Source organism: Cupriavidus sp. FW306-01-F10A, from assembly GCF_058782785.1.
This window is the reverse complement of sequence record NZ_JBYSYA010000015.1, coordinates 133662-150816: the sequence shown is the minus strand read 5'-3', so window position 1 is coordinate 150816 and position 17155 is coordinate 133662. Positions and strand designations below refer to the sequence as shown.

Genomic DNA, 17155 nt, shown 5'->3' with positions numbered 1-17155 from the left:
AAAGATAACCACCGCGGGATAACCCTGATTCGCCGGGATAGCGTGGCAGTCACGTATACGTCGGCAGTGCGGGCGCCGCAGTTATCCGTATACGTCCCACAAGGCGCCCCCAGGCGGGGCACAGCTTGTCCGGCCGGTTATCCCCAGCAACCGGCAAAGATGTCCACAGGCCGGGCTCAGGCAGCGCTGGCCTGGCTGCTCATGTATACGGGATCGACGTGCGTCATCACGTTGAGCACGTGATGGTGCTCCAGGGTGCGGCGCCGGGCTTCGACCGCGATCGCATGCCCCTGCGCCACCGTCAGCGCGGCATCGATCTCCAGGTGCACGTCAACCAGCACCTGGTCGCCCATCTTGCGGGTGCGCAGGTCGTGCAGGCCCAGCACGCCGGGCGTGCCCAGCATGGTCGCGCGGATCGCCGCGACGGTTTCCTCGTCTGCCGCGCGGTCCATCAGGTCGTTGAGCGCATCCCAGCCGAAACGCAGGCCCATGCGCGCAACCATCAGCCCGACCACGATGGCCGCCACCGGGTCGAGCATGTGGTAGCCCAGCAGGTTGCCGCCAATACCCAGCGCCACCACCAGCGACGAGGCCGCATCCGAGCGCGCATGCCAGGCATTGGCCACCAGCATGCCCGAGCGCACGCGCCGCGCCACCGCGAGCATGTAGCGGAACAGCAGTTCCTTGGACACCAGCGCGACCAGTGCCACCCACAAGGCCACTGGCTGCACCGGCTGCAGGCTGGCCGGGTGCTGCAATTTGTCCACCGCCGCCCACAGCATGCCTGCCCCCGCCGCCAGCAGCAGCGCGCCGAGTGCCAGCGACGCCGCGGTCTCGAAGCGCAGGTGGCCGTACTGGTGGTGGGCGTCCGGATCCTTGCGGCTCTGCCAGGCGGCCAGCAGCACCACGAAGTCGGACAGCAGGTCCGAGAGGGAATGCGCGGCGTCGGCGATCAGCGCCTGCGAGCCAGAGATGACACCGGCCACCGCCTGCGCGGCGGTCAGGCCGATATTGACGGCCACGCTGACCAGCGTGCTGCGCCGGCCAGCCCGGTGGCGCGTGTCGGCCTCGGCCGGGCTGGCGGCGGTGGCGTCGTCCGGAAGGCCGGCGGATGCCGGCCGCAGAGGGTTGTGTTCCGATTCCATCGGGTGACTATAGCCCAACATCCGCGACAGGCGGACCGGGCCACGGCGGCGCTGCCGTGCCGATTTCGTAACAGCGCTGGCGAAGTTCTGGTGTCGCCTTTACCGTTACACAGGACGGGAACACCCGGACACTGCAAGGAGGACCCAACGATGGCGATTCGGTCACTTGCCTCGCACAGCACATCCCAGCTGCGCCGCCTGGTCGGACAGATGCAGGCGGAAGTCGATGCATTAGAGAACCTTTCCACCCCAGACGCCGACGCGCAAAGCCGCCTTGGCTATGCCATCGGCCGCCTGCGCGACGGCATCGAGGCGGTCGAGGACGCGCTGCAGTCGCTGCGCGCGCTGCAACAGGTACGGCCGTCGGCGATGAAGGCCCGCCGGCCGACCCGGGTGGCCTAGCCTACCCGCGCCTGCACGCTGGCGCGACCCACACGGCCGGGCAAATCGCTCGCGCTCCTTGTTGTCCCCACGGGCCGGCTTACGCCGCCGGGCAATAGCGCAGCGCCTGCGACATGGCCGCGCACGCCGCCGGCACCGGGCCGATGACGGGAATCGGAAAGCGCTGGCCCAGCGCCCGGGCGGCCTCGCCCAGCGGGCCGCCGCCGATGATCACGGCTTGCGCGCCGTCGGCTCGGATGCAGGTATCGACCGCGCCCGCCAGCAGGTCTTCCTGCTGCTGCGGCGCGCCGCCCAGCGCGCGCGGATCGCCCTCGGTGAAGCGCGTGCCCGTGAACAGCTCGTCCAACCCCTGCCGGCGCACGCTGGCGCTGATCGACGCCGCCAGCCGCGGCGTGGTGGTGGCGATGCCGAAGCGCCGCCGCCCGGCCGCGGCCGCGTGCATCGAGGCTTCGCCGATACCCACCACCGGCACTGACAGCTGCGCGCGCAGGGCCTCGATGCCGGGGTCGCCGAAGGCGCCGACGATCACGCCGTCGGCACCGCCGGCCAGGCGCAGCATGTCTGCAGCGCAGATCGCCTCGGCGGCCACGGCAAGATCGTCTTCGTCGATGATCATCGGCGCGCCGCGCGTGACCGTCGCGCCGACCACGGCCGGCGGCGCGGGCATGGCCTGCGCGAACCAGGCGCGCGCGATCTCGACCATCATCTGCGTGGTGGCGCTCGACGTATTCGGGTTGATCAGCAGGATGTGGCTCATGGATGCCTCTTGAGATTCAGGAATGCCAGCGCAGGGACATCGCCAGCGGGTGGCTCGATTTCCTGTTGGCTTGCATGGGATCGAACAAGGCCCCGGCGGGCGTAGGTTGGCGGCGGCACAAGGCGCGTACGCCTGTGCCGAGGTGTCAACGATAGCGTATGGCGGCTGCCAGCGCGAGATGGCGGACAGCGCGGGCGGCAGAAACACAAAAGCCCCGGAAAGCGTTGGCTTTCCGGGGCTTTTGCGCGGGATATCTGGTGGACCGAAGGAGGATCGAACTCCCGACCTCTGCATTGCGAACGCAGCGCTCTCCCAGCTGAGCTATCGGCCCGTGGCGGTTGATTGTAGCGTAATACGGCAGCGCCCTTCAATCCTCTGCGCGGCGCGTGACGGGGCCGCACAACATCAGGCGGCCATGCCCGGATTGCCGTCCATGCCGCGCACGCGCGGCAGGTTCAGCGGGCGGGCGCTGACTTCCCTGGTGCTGCGCAGCCACTGCGCCATCACGTCCCAGATCGGCGCGCCGCCGGCCTGGCGCGCCTCTTCGGCCACCGGGGCCCAGCCCGCCACCTTGTAGGTCTTGCCGGCTTCCAGCGGCTTGCCGGCCAGGCGCATGTCGCTGATGCGCTTGCCCATGCCGGCGGTCGGATCGATGGTGTATTGCAGCCCGCCCACGCGCACCATGTCGCCGCCCTGCTGGTAGTACGGGTCGGGATTGAACAGGTTGTCGGCCACGTCTTCCAGGATGGTCTTGATGGTCTCGCCGCTCATCTGCGTCACCGTGGTGTACGGGTAGGTGATGGCGGTCTGGTCCATCAGGTGTTCCATGGTGATGGCCTCGCCCGGCAGCAGCGTGGTGCCCCAGCGGAAGCCCGGCGAGAACGCGATCTGCGCGCCCTGGGCCTGCATCAGGCCGTCCAGGATCAGCTGGTCGAAGGTGCCGTTGAAATTGCCGCGGCGGTACAGCAGGCCGCGGTTGACGGCCAGCACTTCGCCCAGTTTTTGCTCATAGGGCGCGCGTACCTTCCTGATCAGCGCGTCCATGGCGGGGTCGGCCGGCAGGTAGTTGGCGAACACCGGCAGCAGCCGGTAGCGAAAGTCCGCGACCTTGCCGCCCTTCACGTCAAAGTCCAGCACGCCGAGGAACTTGCCGTTGGAGCCGGCATTGGTCACCAGCGTGGTGCCGCCGGCATTCTTCACCGGCACCGGCGCGGGCATGCCGTCATGGGTATGGCCGCCCAGGATGGCGTCGAGCCCGCGCACGCGCGAGGCCAGCTTCAGGTCCACGTCCATGCCGTTGTGGGACAGCAGCACCACCGCCTGCGCGCCCTTGCCGCGCGCTGCGTCGATGACCTGCTGCAGATTCTCTTCCTGGATGCCGAAGGTCCAGTCCGGCACGAAGTAGCGCGGGTTGGCGATGGGCGTGTACGGGAACGCCTGGCCGATGATGGCCACCGGCACGCCGTTGATCTCGCGGATCACGTACGGATCGAACACCGGATCGCCGAAATCGTTGGTCTTGATGTTCTGCGCCAGGAAGGCGACCTTGCCCTTGAAGTCCTTGTCGACGATCTCCTTGACGCGGTCCGCGCCCAGGGTCATCTCCCAGTGCGGCGTCATCACGTCCACGCCCAGCGCCAGCGCGGCATCGACCATGTCCTGGCCCTTGGTCCACAGCGCGGTGGCCGAGCCTTGCCAGGTATCGCCGCCATCGAGCAGCAGGGCGCCCGGCCGGCCTGCCTTCAGCCGTTTCACCAGCGTGGCCAGGTGCGCAAACCCGCCGACCTTGCCATAGCGGCGCGCGGCCTCGTTGAAATCCAGGTAGGTGAACGCATGCGCCTGCGGCGTGCCGGGGCGGATGCCGTACTGGCGCAGCAGCGCGTCGCCGACCAGGTGCGGCGGCTTGCCGGCATAGTCGCCGATACCGAGGTTGACGTTGGGCTCACGGAAATACACCGGCCGCAGCTGCGCATGGCAGTCGGTGAAATGCAGCAGGTGGACGTTGCCGAAGCGCGGCAGGTCGTACATGGCCTCGGCGGCCTGCGCGGCGTGCGCGTCTTGATGGGGGAACGTCATGCCGCCGGCGCCGGCAATGGCCAGCACCTGCAGGAACTCGCGTCGGTTCATGTCTCTTCCTGGAATTGACGGTGGCGGTCGGCCCTGGCGCGGGCGTCCGCCATCGCAAAACTATGGCCGCGCGTACCGCTCCAGCGCCGCCACGTCGTCTTCAAGCATTTCGCCCACTTCCTTCTGCACCACGCGGCCGCGCGCGTCGATCACGTACAGCTCCGGCAGTCCCTTGCGCTTGCCGAACACGGCCTGCAGCGCGGGCGAATCCGTCGTCGCCGGGAAGGTGTAGCCGCGCTTCTTCATGTAGTCGGCAGCCTCGCGCGGATCCTTGTCGATGCTGATGGTCAGCACCTGCAGCGGCGTGCCGCGCGTGCGTTCATAAAGCTTCTGCAGGCGCGGGTTCTGCATCGCGCAGAACGGGCACCACGAGGCCCAGTATTCGACCACCAGCGGCTTGCCGGCCAGCGCGCCAGCGCTGAGGGTGCGCCCGTCGAGCGTGCGCACGTCGGACAGGCGCACGGTGTCGCCGACCTCCAGCGCTGCCGCGCCGGCTGCGGCGCCGGCCAGGCTGAAGGCCAGCAGCCAGCGCAGCAGCACGGCAGGCGCGCGCATCGGCCTTACTGGTTGACCGGCGAGGCCGGGTCGAGCAGCAGCGCCATCACGTCGCGGATCTGGGCCTCGGTCAGGATGCCCTTGTGGCCGAAGCGCGGCATGTTGGAGCAGGCGGCGTAGGCGCTGGAGTCCCAGATCTTGCCCCAGGTGTACTTGATGACTTCCTGCGAGTTGCCGCGCAGCTTGCCGTACTGGTACAGCGACGGGCCGATATTGCCGAACGAGATCTCGGCCTTGGTCATCTGGTGGCAGGCGTAGCAATTGCCGCCGTTGGTGCCGCCGACCTGGTCGGTGAACTGCATGCCGCGGCCGTTCTGGGCGACCTTTTCGCCTTCCTTCCAGTCGCCCAGCCATTTGTCTTCGGCGGGGTATTTCACCTGCTTGAGCTCGGCGGCTTCGATCTTCTTGGCAAGCTTTGCCGGCACCTTGGTGCGGTCCGGGTACTGGCTGCAGGCCTGCTGCATGCCGTCCTGGTTGAGCACGCCCTCGACCGTGACCGGGCCGCGTGACGAGAACGAGTCCTCGATCAGGTGCTTCATGTCGGCACCGCTGACGGCGGCGGGCTTGCCCTTGGGCGTGCGGGCCCTGGTGCTGTCCTGCGCGTGGGCGCCGCCTGCCAGCAGGGTGGCCAGGGCCGCGATGGCCAGTGCCTGGTGTTGTCGTTGCATGTTGTCTCTCCCGTACTGGTCAGCGCTTCATCGCCGGGCCGTCGTAGGTCCCGCCGTTGGCGTTCTTCGCCAGGAACATGGTCAGCGCGGTGATCACGTCCGAGCCATAGGCGGGTTCGGGAAAGCGCTGCTGGCGCAGGCAGTCGTACAGGCGGTGCTGCATGGTGCGGACCTCGCCCTGCGAGACGCGGTAGGCGGGCCAGGTGGTGTAGGCCGCCTGCGCGCCCTTGTCGGTCAGCAGGTTGGGCAGGTCCTGCAGCCGGATGCGCTGGCCGTCCACCGCATGGCAGGTGGCGCAGGCAAAGTCATAGGCGCCGCCGCGGTAGAAGAACATCTTCTCGCCCAGCGCATAGGTGCGCTTTTCTTCGGGATGGCCGAGCTGCACGTTCATCTTCACGCCGCGCGACTCGCCGGTCAGGTAGGCCACCAGGCGCTCGATCTCGGACGGCTTGCCCGACGACGAGAACGGGTTCTTCGTTGCCTCCTCCCTGGTCAGCCCCTGCAGCGTCATGCGGCAGTAGGCGAGCCGCTGCTCCAGGTCCATCACCTTGCTGGCGTCCTTGAAGTAGCGCGGCAGCTCGGCGTAGGCGCCCTTGGTCACGCCCGGGCCCTTGCCCAGGTCGCATTGTTCCAGCGAGGCGTTCTTCGGGCCGGCCGGCTTCTTCCACAGTTCTTCGCCGGCGGCTTCCCACAACTCGGCGGGATTGCCTTCGGCCAGCATCTGGCGGTACTTGGCGATTTCGTCGGCGGTGCTGCCCTGCGCATGCACGGCGGCAGCAGAGGCCACCGCAGCGGTGGCCGCCGCGGCCAGCGCGGCGCGCCGGGCCAGGCTTCGGATGGTGTTCATGGGGCTTCTCCTCGCGGCCTCGCACCGTGGCGGGCCGTTCTCTCTCTCTTGTTGCCGGAAGCTACGCCGCCCGGCTCAGGGCTTGATATAGGCGTAGCCTTCTTCGGCCTGCAGGCGCGCAATCTCGACCACGCCGGCCGGTACCACCTTGGCTTCCATCAACAGGCTCGATTCCGCAATCTTGCGTGCGGTCAGCGTGTTGCGGCACACGCGGAACTCCACCCCGGCCGAGGCCAGCGCGCCCACCGGGCCGTCAAAGGTGTTGCCGCGCGCATCCTTGGCGCCTTCGACCAGGAAATCGATGCCGTAGCCGAACGCCACTACCACGATCTTCGTTCCCGGCGCGCCGTTCAGGTGGTTGCGCAGGTTGCCCATCGCGCGCACCGCCTGGTCGATGCCTTCCGACAGCTGGTACACCACCTTGATGCGCCCGCCCTTGCCCGCAGCCGGCGCGGCCTGGGCCGCGGCTTTTGCCGACAGGCCGATGGCGGCCAGCGCCGCCGATGCTCGAATAAATGCTCGCCGCATGTTGTTCCTTCCCGCCGGGCCAGTCCCGGCATCCGTCCCGAACCTTAGCAGAGGACGGCGTGGCCTGCCGGCCGCGGGAACGGCTGTCAGGCGATGGTCGCTTCGTCGGTGCGCTTGTCGCCCTTGTTGTCGATCCAGGTCACTGCGACCTTGTCGCCCTTGGCGCCGCCCTTGAACTTGAAGTTCAGGAACGGGTCCTTCGACACCGCCGGGCCGAACTGGGCGCGGAACACTTCCTTGCCCTTGCACTGGGCGGTCACGGTCTGGATATGCCAGGCCGGCACGACCTTGCCGGACGCATCCTTGCGCTGGCCGGTTTCCATGTCGTGCTTCATCAGAATCTTGACGTCAACCACGCCGCCGTTTTCGGTGGCGCGTACGCGCATCGGGTCTGCCATGTGTTTCTCCTGTTGCAGTTTGGGAATCTCGATCCGGGGCGCGGCGTCAGCCGCCGCAGCCGCCCAGCGTGACCTTGATTTCCTTCGATGCCACGTACCACTTGCCGCCGGCCTTGACCGCGGCATGCACGACCGAGGTCTGGCCCATCTTCACGCGCGTGGAGACGAACGGCTCGGTGCCGGCCGGGATGATGAAGTCGGCGGCCAGCGTGTTGGGGTTCTTTTCCACCAGGATCGCGATCTGCTCGGTATCCGGGATGGTGCTGGTCACGGCCACCGGCACCACGGCGCCGTTCTCGGCGATATCGGGGGCGGTGAAGGTGATGGCGGTGCTTTTCTCGGTGCCGCTGCCGCCGAGCGCCTTGATCACGTCGGCAACGCTCTTGCCGTCAAAGGCGTTCTTGTTCCACTCGGCCGCCTGCGCCTCGCTGATCAGGCCGGTGGCGGCCATCAGCGACAGGACAGCGGTAACCCGCAGCACTTCTCGTCGTTTGGAATTCATGTTTCTGCTCTCCGGCTACTCCGTTCCAGTCGGTAAATGACCGCTTCGGGGATTCTTCTTCATGCGGCCGGTACATGGCCGGCCGCTGGTCTGTCCTGGCCGCGCGGCATTCACCGCCCGGCCTGGTGCATCGGCGGACTGCCCGCCTGGTCGGTAAGGCTTACTTGGCGGGGGCGCCAGCCAGCACCCACTCGACCACGGTCTTCAGGTCGGCGTCGCTGAGCGACGCGTTGGCGGGCATCGGCACCGGGCCCCAGACGCCCGAGCCACCGCTCTTGACCTTCTTGGTCAGCGTCGCCAGGGCGTTCTTGTCGCCCTTGTACTTGGCGGCCACTTCCTTGTAGGAAGGACCGACCAGCTTCTTGTCGACCTGGTGGCAACCCATGCAGGCGTTCTTGTTGGCGATCTCCTGTGCCTTGGCGGCATCGACCGCGTGGGCCGATGCGGCGGCGCCGAGCATCAGCGCTGCGATGACAAACTGCTTCATTGTTAAGCTCTCCAAGCTCTGTAAAGCCGTGGGGACGGCAAAGGCCGCTGGGCCGTACTGCAATGGCTTCGCGGCACACACTGGCCGCCGCCCGGGGGCACTGCGGTGGCCAGTCCGCTATTTTGCCTCAAGAATCCAGCCCACCATGGCCTGCACGTCCGAATCCGGGATCTGCGGCTGCGCCGGCATCGGCACGCTGCCCCATGCGCCCTGTCCGCCCGCCTTGACCTTGCGCGCCAGCGCGCCGTGCGCGTCCTGGCCCTGGTACTTGCCGGCGATGTCGGCAAAGGACGGCCCAACCAGCTTGCGGTCCATCGCATGGCAGGCCATGCACTGGTACTGGCTGGTGAGCCGCGCGCCCGGCGCGGCCGGCTCCGAAGGAGCTGATGCAGCACTTTTCGATACGATATTGCCCGCGGCCACGCCGCGCACCGGGCCGAAGCTCCGCTGCTGCTGCGCCAGTTCGCCATGGGCATCGCGGGCATAGTCCGGTATCGACGAGGTAATCGCCACCGTGCCGGCGCAATCCTTCATGCAGGCCGTATTGCGCGTGTCCGGGCGGCCGCGCCCCGGCCACAGGCCGTGGCCGGTGGTCATGCCGTCGCGGTTGGGCATGCGCCGCTGGACCTCGGCGATATTGGCGTCGGACAGCGTGAAGTCGGCCGGGACGATCTCGCCCAGGTGCAGCATATAGGCGGTGACCGCGTAGACGTCGCCCACGCTCAGGCTCTTGGGGGCGTTCCACGGCATGGCGCGGTGGATGTAGTCCCACAGCGTGCTGACGGTGCTGACCTTCATCAGCGTGGTGCGGTACGGCTGGTTGCCGGTCATGCCGGCCACGCGGCCGCGCCTGATGTCTTCGGCGGTGGTGCCGCCGACCAGCGGCGTGAACACCTCGTTGGATTCGCCGAAATCGCCGTGGCACGACGCGCACTTGCCGTCCCAGACCTTCTGCCCCTGCGCCACCGTGCCGCTGCCCCTGGGCAGGCCCTGGAAGTCCGGGCGCACGTCGATGTCCCACGCGGCGACTTCGGCGGGCGTGGCGGTGCGGCCAAGTGCCGCACGCGCGTCGGCCGTGCCCGCCCATGCCGGGGCGGCGCTGACGGCTGCCAGCACCAGGGCGGCGGCGGTCCTGAGTTCAGCCCACATGGACATTGGACACCTCGCCGCCTGCCGCCACCTGCCAGCTCTGGATGGCGTTGTTGTGGTAGATCGAGCGCGTGCCGCGCACCGCGCGCAGCTGCCCCAGCTTCGGCTGCACATAGCCGGTGTCGTCGATGGCGCGGCTTTGCAGGATGGCGGGGCCGCCATCCCAGACCCAGTCCAGGTTGAAGCGCGTCAGGCACTTGGACAGCACCGGCGCCTCCAGCCGCGCGCTGCGCCAGTTGCGCCCGCCGTCGGTCGAGACATCGACACGCCTGATGCGCCCGCGCCCCGACCACGCCAGCCCGCTGATGTTGTAGAAGCCCTTGCCCACCAGCTGCTGTCCGCCCGAAGGCGTGGTGATGACCGACTTGCACTCCTGGATCGAGGTGTACTGGCGCAGCTTGCCGTCCGGCATCATGTCCACGTAGTGGATGGTCTCGTCCTTGGCATTCCAGGGCTGGTCGCCCAGCTCCAGCCGGCGCAGCCACTTGACCCACGACACCCCCTGCACGCCCGGCACCACCAGCCGCAGCGGATAGCCGTTCTCGGGGCGCAGCATCTCGCCGTTCATGCCCCAGGCGACGATGATCTCGTCGGCCAGCTCCATCGGGATGGTGCGCGTCATCGACGAGCCATCGCCGCCTTCGGCCAGCAGGTAGCGGCCGCGGCGCAGGTCGGCGCCGGCATCGTCCAGCAGCACCCGCAGCGGCACGCCGGTGAACTCGCAGCATGACAGCATGCCGTGGGTGTACTGGACCGTGGGCACGGCCACGTTGCCCCATTCCATGCCGGTGTTGGCGCCGCATTCGATGAAATGCATGCGCGACACTGCCGGCAGGCGCATCAGGTCGTCCATGGTGTAGACGCGCGGCGTGCGCACCAGGCCGTTGAGCATCAGGCGGTGGCGGGCCGGGTCGAGATCGTGCCAGCCCTGGTGGTGGCGCTCGAAATGCAGGCCGTTGGGGGTGATGATGCCGAAGAAGCCCTGCAGCGGCGCGAAGGCCACCGAAGCAGCGGAGACGCGCGTCAGGCCCGGCGACTCGCGCCGCACCAGGTTTTTCTCATGCACGGAGGGCTGCCCGTACGGGCGTGCCGCCACCGGCTGGCCGAGCGAGGTGGCCCAGGGCTGCGGCTGCAGGATGGCGGGATCGCCGTCGGCTGCCAGTGCCTGGCGGCCTGCCGTGGCGGCGGCAATCCCCGCGGCCGCGCCCAGGAAGCTCTTGCGCAGGAAGTCGCGCCGCGGCGCGTCCAGGCCGTGCCGGCCGATGTCCTGCTGCAGCGATGCGCTGACGAAGTGCTCGGGCGCGGGCACGATGCGCCCGGGCCGGTTCCGTTCCTGCAAATCGGTCTCCTCCGGCGCGCTCGCCACGGTCCCATGGACCGGTCGGCGTGCCTGTTATCGGGCCGCTGCAGCGGGTGCGGCAGCGATCCGTTTACCGGAAGAGCTGAGCTAGCCTGCGGTGCGCCGCCTGCGCGCCGGGGCTTCGGGTGCCGGCTGTGCCATGAAGCGGTCGACCACGCCGGAGGGCAAGGCGCTGTCCTCCAGCCGGCTCGCCACCTGCACGCAGACCGTGCGGCACAGCTCGATCACGCTTTCGTCCGCAATGGCGTAGAACACCAGGTTCGCCTCCTTGCGGCGCGACAGCACGCCCGAGCGGTACATCGCGTTGAGATGCCGCGACACATTGGTCTGCGACGAACCCACCGTCTCGACCACCGTGCTGACCGGCTTCTCGCCATCGCACAAGGCGTGCAGGATCTTCAGCCGCGTCGGCTCCGCCAACAGGCTGAAGTAGCCCGATACCTTTTCGAATACGCGATCCAGCTCTTCCATGGCATCCAATATATTCGTATATGCGTGAATGCGCATATAGTGTTTACCCACTGATGCAGCACAGCATAAGCGCGGCGGGAGAATCAGCGGCGCGCCAGCGCCCTGCCCGCCCACAGGCGCTGGCCGAACACATTGAGCAGCAGCCCGGCCATCACCACTGCCGCGCCCGCCCACTGCGCGCCGGACAGGTCCTCGCCCAGCAGCAAATGCGCCGACACCAGCCCCACCACCGGCACCAGCAGCGTCAGCGGCGCCACCTGGCTGGCCGGGTAGCGCGTCAGCAGCCGGCCCCACATGGTGTAGCCGAACACCGTCGCCGCAAAGGCCAGGTAGGCCACGGCGAACACGGCCATGCCCGACACATGGGTGACGCTCTGCACGATGCGCGCCGGGCCCTCGACCCACAGCGACAGCAGCGCGAACGGCACGATCGGGATCAGCGCGCCCCAGATCACCAGCCCCAGCAGGTCGACCGGGCCGATCTTCTTGCTGACGATATTGCCGCTGGCCCAGCAGAACGCCGCGCACAGCGTCAGCACGAAGCCCGCCACGCTCATGCCGCCGGCGCTGCCGGCACCGGCCCCGATCAGGGCCAGCCCGCCCGCCGCCACCGCCATGCCCGCGATGTTGTGCCAGCGCACCGGCTCGCCCAGCCACAGCGCAGCAATGGCCAGCGTGAAGAAGGCCTGCGACTGCAGCACCAGCGAGGCCAGGCCGGCCGGCATGCCGACCGCCATGGCGTAGAACAGGAAGGCGAACTGGCCCAGGCTGATGGTGACGCCGTAGGCCAGCAGCAGCCGCCACGGCACGCGCGGGCGCGGCACGAAGAAGATCGCCGGGAACGCCACCAGCAGGAAGCGCAGCGCACCCAGCAGCATCGGCGGCATGTCCGCCAGGCCAACCTTGATGACGACGAAGTTGACGCCCCAGACGCAGACGATGGCGAGGGCGAGTAGACGGTCTCTGGCTTGCATGAGGGGGCTGGGGGCGCGGCCCGGCGCAGTGCCGGACAAAACCCGTAGGGTAGCAGCCCCCGGCCTTCGGGGCATGGCCCCCTGCACCTACCCCAGCATCTCCGCCCAGATGCCCTTGGCCCATGCCAGTGCGTAGTCGCCTTCGAGCTGGTTCGGCGCCTCCGACAGCCCGCCCGATCCCGGCACCGTGACCATGGTCTTCTGCGCCGCGTCATAGCGATGCACGCTGGCCACGTGCACCGCCTCGCGGTCGGAGGTGAAGCTGTAGCAGGTGTTGTTGTAGAGCGGCTGCGGATCGGGTGTCCGGCCCGACAGCAGTGCGACCATGGCCGCGGCCGCGACCTTGCCATGCTGGTTGGCCATATGGCCCGACTTGGGCATCAGCGGCGCGATCTGGATGGCATCGCCGATCACGTGGATATTGGCCGCGGCGCGCGACTCGAAGGTGACGAAGTCCACCTCGCACCACTTGCCATTGGCCGTGGCCAGCCCCGCCGACACCGCGATCGCACCGGCGCGCTGGGGTGGCAGCACGTTGAGCACGTCGGCACGCTCGTCGTCCTGCACATCGAACTTGAGCGTGCGCGTGGCGGGGTCCACATCCACCGCGTTGAACTGCGGCCGGTATTCCACCATGCCCGGGTACTGCGACGCCCACACCTTGCGGAACAGCCCGGCCTTGGAGGTGATGTCGGGGTTGGCGTCCAGGATCAGCACCTTGCTGCGCGGCTTGTGCTGCCTGAAGTAGTACGCCACCTGGCAGGCGCGCTCGTAGGGTCCCGGCGGGCAGCGGTACGGCGCCAGCGGGACGCTGATGGCATAGGTGCCGCCGTCCGGCATGGCCTCCAGCTGGCGGCGCAGCGCCACGGTCTGCGGGCCCGCCTTCCAGGCGTGCAGGACCTGGTCGCCGCCGGGCTGCTTCAGCCCGGGCAGCGCATCGCTCATCATTTCGACGCCGGGCGACAGCAGCAGGCGGTCGTAGGGCAGCGTGGCACCGCCTGCGAGGCGCACGGTCCGTTTGGCCGGGTCGATGGCCACGGCGGTATCGCGCACCAGGCGCACGCCGTGGCGGCGCACCAGCGCGTCGTACGGCAAGGTCAGGTCCGCCAGCTGCCGGCTGCCGCCGAGCACCAGGTTCGACAGCGGGCAGGAGATAAAGGCCGGATTGGGTTCGACCAGCGTGACCTCGATCGCTTGCCCGCTCCACTCGCGCAGGTAGCGCGCGGCGGTGGCGCCGCCGTAGCCGCCACCCACCACCACCACCCTGGCCGGCGCCGCGGCGCGTGCCGCCCGGACCCCGACCGAACCCAGTACTGCGGCGCCCGCGGCGCCCAGGAAGCTTCGTCTTTGCATGGTAGTCCCCTGCTGTCAGCGCACCGCGGCGAACCACGCCGTGATGGCCGCGATCTGGTCGTCGCTGTAGCCCTTGGCAATCTGGTGCATCACCGTGGCCGGCCGCGTGCCGGCCTTGAAGGCCTGCATCTGCGCGGCCAGTTCCGCCTGCGGGCGGCCGGCCAGCGGCGGGATCGTGCTGCCCGCCGGCGCGCGCCCGGCGGGGCCGTGGCAGCTGGTGCAGGCGGCGGCCTGGCTGCGCGCCCGCAGCGCGGCATCGGTGGCAGGGGCGGCGCTGTCTGCCGACAGCGCCGGCTGGGCGCCGCACAGCGCCGCGGCCAGCAGCGCCAGCCGCAGCAACACAGCGGGCCGGGGGAAGATTGTCATGGTCTCGCTCCGTGTGGGGCCGGCGCTGGGTTCCGCTAGGGGCGGCCGGCGTGGCTACCGTAGCACATCGGGCAGGGACCGTGTGCGGTGAAAACCGCAGAAGGACAAACGGCGTCCGCATGAGCGGACGCCGTCGGGACCGGCCCCGGAAGCTGGACCGGGCGCGTGCTCAGGGCAGGTTGCGGCCCGGCGGCAGCGTCACCGGCGAAGTCACCGGTGCGGCGACCGGGCTGGTGGTCGCGGTGGTGCCCGTGGCGGCCCCGGCCGGCGCATCGATCGGTCCGCCCACGCCCGGCACCGACTGCACCGGCGCCGGCGTACCGACACTGCCGTCGAACGACGGGTTCTGCGAGGTGGAAGCCGAGTCCAGGCGCGCGCGCTCGGTGTCGTTGACGTAGTCGAAGGCCTTGACCACCTTGGTCACGCCCGAGGCATTGCGCGCCACGTCGGTGGCACGGTCGCCCTCGGCGGCGGTGACCACGCCCAGCAGGTAGACCACGCTCTTCTCGGTGGTGACCTTGATCGAGTTGGACGGCACGCCGTCGGCGGTCATCAGCAGGGTCTTGACCTTGCTGGTCAGGTAGGCGTCCTGGCTCTGGGTCATGAAGCCCGGCGAGTTGACGACCTCCAGCTCATTGATCACCACGCGTGCATTCTGCAGGCCACGCACATACTGCTCGACCTGCTGCTTGACGGTGTCGTTGCTGGCTTCGCCGGTCAGCAGCACTTTGCGGTTGAACACGGTCACGTTGACGCGGGCCTGGCCGCGGTAGCGCGAGTTGATGGTGTTCTCGGCCTCGAGCTGCAGGCCGCGGTCCACGGTCTGGGTGGCGGCCGGGCGGCGGTCGGTGGCCATGGCCACGCCGGTCCCCATGGCGCCGGCGATCACGGGGAAGCAGCCGGCGAGCTGGGTGGCGCAGACCAGCACGGCCGCCGCGGCCAGGCTGGCGCGGCCAAGACCGGCGGTGCGGGAAGGATGGCGCGCGCCGGCGCCGTTCCGGGGGGCTTGCGTAGTGGGCAGGTTCGTCATGCGGTCCTTGCTGTGGCTGGATGTTGGGAATGGGAGGAAGGCAGCATCAGGCTTCCCCGAGCAGTGCCTCGTCGATGCCGTCGCACAGGCAATGCAGGGTCAGCAGGTGCACTTCCTGGATGCGCGCGGTGCGCTCGCTCGGCACGCACAGGTGGATATCGAATTCATCGAGCAGGCCGGCGATGGTGCCGCCGCCCTTGCCGGTCAGCGCGACCACGGCCATCTCGCGCTGGCGCGCGGCTTCGATGGCGGCGATCACGTTGGCCGAATTGCCCGAGGTGGAAAGCGCCAGCAGGATGTCGCCGGGCTGGCCCAGCGCCTCGACCTGCTTGGAAAACACCTTGCTGAAGTCATAGTCGTTGCCGATCGCGGTCAGGATCGAGCTGTCGGTGGTCAGCGCGATCGCGGCCAGGCCGGGGCGCTCGCGCTCGAAACGCCCGACCAGTTCGGCGGCAAAGTGCTGCGCATCGGCTGCGGAGCCGCCGTTGCCGCAGGCCAGGATCTTGTTGCCGCTGGTCAGCGCGCCGACCATGCGTTCCACGGCGGCGTTGATATAGGGGGCCATCACCGCCGCGGCCTGTCGCTTGGTCTCGGCGCTGTCTAGAAACTGTTGCTGGATACTGTCGATACTCATGGCTCTGGGGGCCTTGTTGTTGCCATTGCGATCCGCGGATCGTACCTTAGGGTCTGCCGCGCATTATGAACCAGCCCCGGCGGCATCCTGGTCAAAGGCATGCTGCAGCCAGTCCAGCCGGCCGGGTTCCAGGGCCACCACGTCGAAGCGGCACGGCGGCACCTGCGCCAGCGTGGCCAGGTAGTGCGCTGCCGCCAGCAGCACGCGCCGCTGCTTGGCCGGCGTGACGCTGGCGGCCGCGCCGCCGAAGCCCCGCCCGCTGCGCTGGCGCACCTCCACGAACACCAGCGTGCCGTCCGGCGCGCGCATGACCAGGTCGATCTCGCCGCCTTTGCAGCGATAATTGCGGACCACGGGCTCCAGGCCCTGGCGCCGCAGGTGTGCCAGGGCCCGGTCCTCCGCCTGCGCACCGCGTAGCTGTGTGGATTGCAACTGCGTGGTGGATTTGAATGATGGCATCAACGGAAGTTCTCAAGCATGAGTGACTGGATCTCCCTGGCGGCCAGCCAGTCCTACCCGGCCGGCACCCTCTATGTCGTGGCCACGCCCATCGGCAACGTCGCCGACCTGTCGCTGCGCGCGCTGCATGTGCTCGGCCTGGCCGACGCCGTGGCCTGTGAAGACACCCGCAATACCGGCCAGCTGCTGTCGCGCGTGGGCCTGCAGCGGCCGCTGGTGGCCGTGCACGAGCACAACGAGCGCGAGGCCGCGGGCCGCATCGCGGCGCGCCTGGCGGCCGGCGAGCGCATCGCCTACGTCTCGGACGCCGGCACGCCGGGCATCTCCGACCCGGGTGCGCGCCTGGTCGAGGCGGTGCGCGCCGCCGGCCATCCGGTGGTGCCGCTGCCCGGCCCCAGTGCCGCGGTGGCCGCGCTGTCGGTGGCGGGCGACATGCTCGATGCCGGCGAAGGCCGCTTCACCTTTGTCGGCTTCCTGCCCAGCAAGCCCAAGGCGCGCACCGAGGCCATCGCCCGGCTGGCGGCGCTGGACCACGCCTGGGTCTGCTACGAGGCGCCGCACCGCATTGCCGACACGCTGGCAGCGCTGGCCACGGGCCTGCCAGCCGAGCGCCGGCTGCTGGTCGGGCGTGAACTGACCAAGCTGTTCGAGGACATCGCGGTGCTGCCGGTGGCGCAGGCGCCGGCCTGGCTGGCCGCCGACCCGAACCGGGCCAAGGGGGAATTCGTGCTGGTGGTGGAAGGCGCTGGCGCCGCAACTGCCGCGGATGGCTTGCCGGATGCCGAAGCCCAGCGCGTGCTGGCGCTGCTGCTGGCGGAACTGCCGGCCAAACGCGCCGCCAAGCTGGCGGCCGCGATCACCGGCGCCGGCACCGATGCGCTCTACCAGCTGGCGCTGGCGCAGCGCGCGGGGCAGGCAGAGGACTGACGCGGTGCGCGCGTGA

21 protein-coding genes and 1 tRNA gene are annotated in these 17155 nt (G+C 69.2%); 2 read left to right on the top strand and 20 right to left on the bottom strand.

Annotation, left to right across the window (positions count from 1 at the left end; translation table 11 throughout):
* Positions 1 to 176 precede the first annotated feature (176 nt).
* Positions 177 to 1145, bottom strand: a complete 969-nt coding sequence (locus tag AC3WLF_RS21425; RefSeq protein WP_492358814.1) for a cation diffusion facilitator family transporter — start codon at positions 1143 to 1145, stop codon at positions 177 to 179.
* Between the two features lie 150 nt (positions 1146 to 1295).
* Here AC3WLF_RS21425 and AC3WLF_RS21420 point away from each other — a divergent pair, with 150 nt between their 5' ends.
* Entirely contained in the window at positions 1296 to 1547 is a 252-nt protein-coding gene (locus tag AC3WLF_RS21420; RefSeq protein ID WP_010813430.1) for a hypothetical protein, read from the top strand.
* A gap of 79 nt (positions 1548 to 1626) precedes the next feature.
* Here the strand turns inward: AC3WLF_RS21420 and AC3WLF_RS21415 are convergent, their stop codons facing one another.
* The 19 genes from AC3WLF_RS21415 to AC3WLF_RS21325 all read right to left on the bottom strand — a co-directional run bounded on the left by AC3WLF_RS21415 (position 1627) and on the right by AC3WLF_RS21325 (position 16212).
* A complete protein-coding gene (locus AC3WLF_RS21415; protein WP_492320007.1) occupies positions 1627 to 2304 on the bottom strand; it encodes an aspartate/glutamate racemase family protein in 678 nt (225 codons plus the stop codon).
* A gap of 255 nt (positions 2305 to 2559) precedes the next feature.
* Positions 2560 to 2635: transfer RNA gene (locus AC3WLF_RS21410), tRNA-Ala, on the bottom strand.
* 74 nt (positions 2636 to 2709) lie between these two features.
* On the bottom strand, positions 2710 to 4431 hold the full coding sequence (soxB, locus tag AC3WLF_RS21405) for a thiosulfohydrolase SoxB (protein ID WP_492320020.1): 1722 nt from the start codon (positions 4429 to 4431) through the stop codon (positions 2710 to 2712).
* Between the two features lie 60 nt (positions 4432 to 4491).
* Positions 4492 to 4986 (bottom strand): TlpA family protein disulfide reductase, encoded by a 495-nt coding sequence (locus AC3WLF_RS21400; RefSeq protein WP_492320021.1) that lies wholly within the window; start codon positions 4984 to 4986, stop codon positions 4492 to 4494.
* 5 nt (positions 4987 to 4991) lie between these two features.
* Positions 4992 to 5654, bottom strand: a complete 663-nt coding sequence (gene soxX, locus AC3WLF_RS21395) for a sulfur oxidation c-type cytochrome SoxX (protein WP_492352472.1) — start codon at positions 5652 to 5654, stop codon at positions 4992 to 4994.
* A gap of 19 nt (positions 5655 to 5673) precedes the next feature.
* Complete coding sequence (gene soxA, locus AC3WLF_RS21390; protein WP_492320023.1) at positions 5674 to 6501, bottom strand: sulfur oxidation c-type cytochrome SoxA; 828 nt, start codon at positions 6499 to 6501, stop codon at positions 5674 to 5676.
* A 75-nt stretch (positions 6502 to 6576) separates the two neighbouring features.
* A complete protein-coding gene (locus AC3WLF_RS21385; RefSeq protein WP_010812116.1) occupies positions 6577 to 7029 on the bottom strand; it encodes a DsrE family protein in 453 nt (150 codons plus the stop codon).
* Between the two features lie 86 nt (positions 7030 to 7115).
* Positions 7116 to 7427 carry a thiosulfate oxidation carrier complex protein SoxZ gene (gene soxZ, locus AC3WLF_RS21380; protein WP_018006135.1) on the bottom strand — a complete coding sequence of 104 codons (312 nt, stop codon included), beginning with the start codon at positions 7425 to 7427 and terminating at the stop codon, positions 7116 to 7118.
* 46 nt (positions 7428 to 7473) lie between these two features.
* Complete coding sequence (soxY, locus tag AC3WLF_RS21375; protein WP_010812118.1) at positions 7474 to 7929, bottom strand: thiosulfate oxidation carrier protein SoxY; 456 nt, start codon at positions 7927 to 7929, stop codon at positions 7474 to 7476.
* A gap of 160 nt (positions 7930 to 8089) precedes the next feature.
* Positions 8090 to 8416, bottom strand: coding sequence for a c-type cytochrome (locus AC3WLF_RS21370; RefSeq protein ID WP_492352474.1), 327 nt, complete (start codon positions 8414 to 8416; stop codon positions 8090 to 8092).
* A gap of 117 nt (positions 8417 to 8533) precedes the next feature.
* Positions 8534 to 9571 carry a c-type cytochrome gene (locus tag AC3WLF_RS21365; RefSeq protein WP_492358813.1) on the bottom strand — a complete coding sequence of 346 codons (1038 nt, stop codon included), beginning with the start codon at positions 9569 to 9571 and terminating at the stop codon, positions 8534 to 8536.
* Positions 9555 to 10904: a sulfite dehydrogenase gene (gene soxC / locus AC3WLF_RS21360; protein ID WP_492320027.1), complete on the bottom strand. Its 1350-nt coding sequence runs from the start codon at positions 10902 to 10904 to the stop codon at positions 9555 to 9557. The genes AC3WLF_RS21365 and soxC overlap by 17 nt, the downstream gene beginning before the upstream one ends.
* A 108-nt stretch (positions 10905 to 11012) precedes the next feature.
* Positions 11013 to 11432: an ArsR/SmtB family transcription factor gene (locus AC3WLF_RS21355; protein WP_011616199.1), complete on the bottom strand. Its 420-nt coding sequence runs from the start codon at positions 11430 to 11432 to the stop codon at positions 11013 to 11015.
* Positions 11433 to 11479: 47 nt separating this feature from the next.
* The gene (locus AC3WLF_RS21350; RefSeq protein ID WP_492358812.1) at positions 11480 to 12370 is read right to left on the bottom strand and encodes an EamA family transporter; all 891 of its coding nucleotides are present in this window, start codon (positions 12368 to 12370) and stop codon (positions 11480 to 11482) included.
* A gap of 87 nt (positions 12371 to 12457) precedes the next feature.
* On the bottom strand, positions 12458 to 13723 hold the full coding sequence (locus tag AC3WLF_RS21345; protein WP_492358811.1) for an FCSD flavin-binding domain-containing protein: 1266 nt from the start codon (positions 13721 to 13723) through the stop codon (positions 12458 to 12460).
* Positions 13724 to 13738: 15 nt separating this feature from the next.
* Positions 13739 to 14089, bottom strand: coding sequence for a c-type cytochrome (locus AC3WLF_RS21340; RefSeq protein WP_010812125.1), 351 nt, complete (start codon positions 14087 to 14089; stop codon positions 13739 to 13741).
* A gap of 169 nt (positions 14090 to 14258) precedes the next feature.
* Positions 14259 to 15119, bottom strand: coding sequence for a BON domain-containing protein (locus tag AC3WLF_RS21335; RefSeq protein ID WP_492358810.1), 861 nt, complete (start codon positions 15117 to 15119; stop codon positions 14259 to 14261).
* A 46-nt stretch (positions 15120 to 15165) separates the two neighbouring features.
* A complete protein-coding gene (locus AC3WLF_RS21330; RefSeq protein ID WP_492320030.1) occupies positions 15166 to 15753 on the bottom strand; it encodes a phosphoheptose isomerase in 588 nt (195 codons plus the stop codon).
* Positions 15754 to 15816: 63 nt separating this feature from the next.
* Positions 15817 to 16212 (bottom strand): YraN family protein, encoded by a 396-nt coding sequence (locus AC3WLF_RS21325; protein ID WP_492320031.1) that lies wholly within the window; start codon positions 16210 to 16212, stop codon positions 15817 to 15819.
* Between the two features lie 18 nt (positions 16213 to 16230).
* Between AC3WLF_RS21325 and rsmI the strand changes: the two genes are divergently transcribed.
* Positions 16231 to 17139 carry a 16S rRNA (cytidine(1402)-2'-O)-methyltransferase gene (gene rsmI / locus AC3WLF_RS21320; RefSeq protein WP_492320032.1) on the top strand — a complete coding sequence of 303 codons (909 nt, stop codon included), beginning with the start codon at positions 16231 to 16233 and terminating at the stop codon, positions 17137 to 17139.
* Positions 17140 to 17155: the final 16 nt, after the last annotated feature.